This is a genomic window from Anaplasma marginale str. Florida, assembly GCF_000215485.1.
In the GTDB taxonomy this organism is placed as follows: Bacteria; Pseudomonadota; Alphaproteobacteria; order Rickettsiales; family Anaplasmataceae; genus Anaplasma; species Anaplasma marginale.
This window is the reverse complement of the sequence record NZ_AFMS01000123.1, coordinates 1-1,636: the sequence shown is the minus strand read 5'-3', so window position 1 is coordinate 1,636 and position 1,636 is coordinate 1. Positions and strand designations below refer to the sequence as shown.

Below are 1,636 nucleotides of genomic sequence, written 5' to 3'. Positions count from 1 at the left end.
ATGGTTACTGCCTCTTTTGATGAGTTTGATCTTCTTGGACACAACATCAAGGAGCCTCACTTTTTCCCTGACCAGGGTTACATGATCACTCTCAGAATGGCTGCCACCCATGACGCACCGCGCCTCCAAGCTACCTGCAGAGCAGGATTATATCGCCAGAACAATTCGTTGTCACATTGATATATACCCAACCTAAAGCTGCGTGAGCAACTTGCCGACCTGAGGCTTAGTTTATAGGCAACCTGCAGACCAATGCTCAATGTCGTTCGTGGTTCAGCAATAACACTTTAAACATCGTGCCCATATTTTCCGTAAGGCGCAGGAACGCGCCTTTAAGTTCACGCCTCTGCCTCTCGGTAGCATTGCGTTCAAGGCACGCTAGCCTCTCGCGGATCCCAAATTGATACAAAAACTCCCTCTGGGTCACAACCTTGCTATTTAGGCGTTGAGCGTGCTTCTGCAACAAGCCAAAATCGACGTGTGCGGTGATGTCACATTCCCCGATGTTATCGAGAAAATCGCAATAATGGTGGCTCTTCACTGATTGTATGGTACTACGGTACGGCGGTTGTAAATATCCATAGTCAAATATGGCGGCCGCTCCCCCATTGCGCACAATAATTTTTTCCAAACATGCTAAAACGTCACTGGCAGCCTCGCAGCGCTCTATTATTCCTCCTTCGGGTACATCACCATACTCATCAAGGTTATATTGCGTGTCCACAGCCACAATGCCTAAATTTCCTCCATCATTGCATACACAACACTCCTTCCAGGCCCCGCTAGTACGTATAAACTGCCTCACTGGTAGCGCATCAAAAAACTCATTCGCCACCACAATTGTGGGCCTTTCCGGCAGCTCTTCCAATTTACAATGCCAAGAGATTTCTTTGCGCGCCGAGAAGCTTTCCAATGTCGCACGCTGAGTGTTGCGCAATAGTGGGCTGATTTCAAGCAAATGGACCTCAAGCAGGGCATCGTATCTGGGGAATTGTTCAAACACCCTCAGAATGTCATGCATCAGCGTCCCCCTGCCCGGACCAAGTTCTAGGAGGGAAAATTTTCCGAAATTCCAGCACTTTCTAGGTAGGATAGAATCCAAAGTGCAACAACTTCTCCAAAAAGTTGGCTTATTTCCGCCGACGTTACGAAATCCCCAGCTCGGCCGAAGGGCACCCTGGTCATATAATACCCATGCTCTTCATGATACAGGGCAAGGCTCATAAACCTATCCATCGTCACGTGGGCAGAATTTTCAAAAATGAATTTCTTAAAACAAAAACCCATGTGTTAACGTATATATTACCTGAGTCAGATACCATGGAGAACCTACGCGGTACAGCCCAAGTTTAAGTGGTTTTGCCGCCCAAAACAACCGCGCACCCCGGCCATTCCGATATTGGTTCTTTTTTATGGTCCACCATAAATTTGTGGTACACACAAAACCTTAAGATATGTAGAATGTCTTCAGAAGCGCGATTTGCAATTACTAGAGTAGCATCATGTCTGGAATCAAGAAGTTTATTATCCCATGCGAGTTTGGCGGTAGAATTGCCCCATTTGCTATATATATTGGGGAACCAAGGCCGGACGCACACCCTGTACAGCACCAAAACACCTGGCTATCAAAAGAGCG

General features: G+C 47.1%; 3 protein-coding genes. 1 reads left to right on the top strand and 2 read right to left on the bottom strand.

All coding sequences use genetic code 11. The features are described from left to right. Positions 1–256: 256 nt before the first annotated feature. The gene (locus GAC_RS03310; protein WP_241760146.1) at positions 257–1,021 is read right to left on the bottom strand and encodes an SAM-dependent methyltransferase; all 765 of its coding nucleotides are present in this window, start codon (positions 1,019–1,021) and stop codon (positions 257–259) included. A gap of 26 nt (positions 1,022–1,047) precedes the next feature. Continuing rightward, a complete protein-coding gene (locus tag GAC_RS06035) occupies positions 1,048–1,287 on the bottom strand; it encodes a hypothetical protein (protein WP_241760145.1) in 240 nt (79 codons plus the stop codon). A gap of 215 nt (positions 1,288–1,502) precedes the next feature. Here GAC_RS06035 and GAC_RS05500 point away from each other — a divergent pair. Continuing rightward, on the top strand, positions 1,503–1,636 hold a 134-nt coding region (locus tag GAC_RS05500; protein WP_141564197.1), incomplete at its 3' end, for a DUF2610 domain-containing protein.

What these genes read in the sequence shown, in the direction of transcription:
- GAC_RS03310 (WP_241760146.1), bottom strand. Translation starts at nt 1,021, where the DNA reads ATGCATGACATTCTGAGGGTGTTTGAACAATTCCCCAGATACGATGCC.
- GAC_RS06035 (WP_241760145.1), bottom strand. Translation starts at nt 1,287, where the DNA reads ATGGGTTTTTGTTTTAAGAAATTCATTTTTGAAAATTCTGCCCACGTG.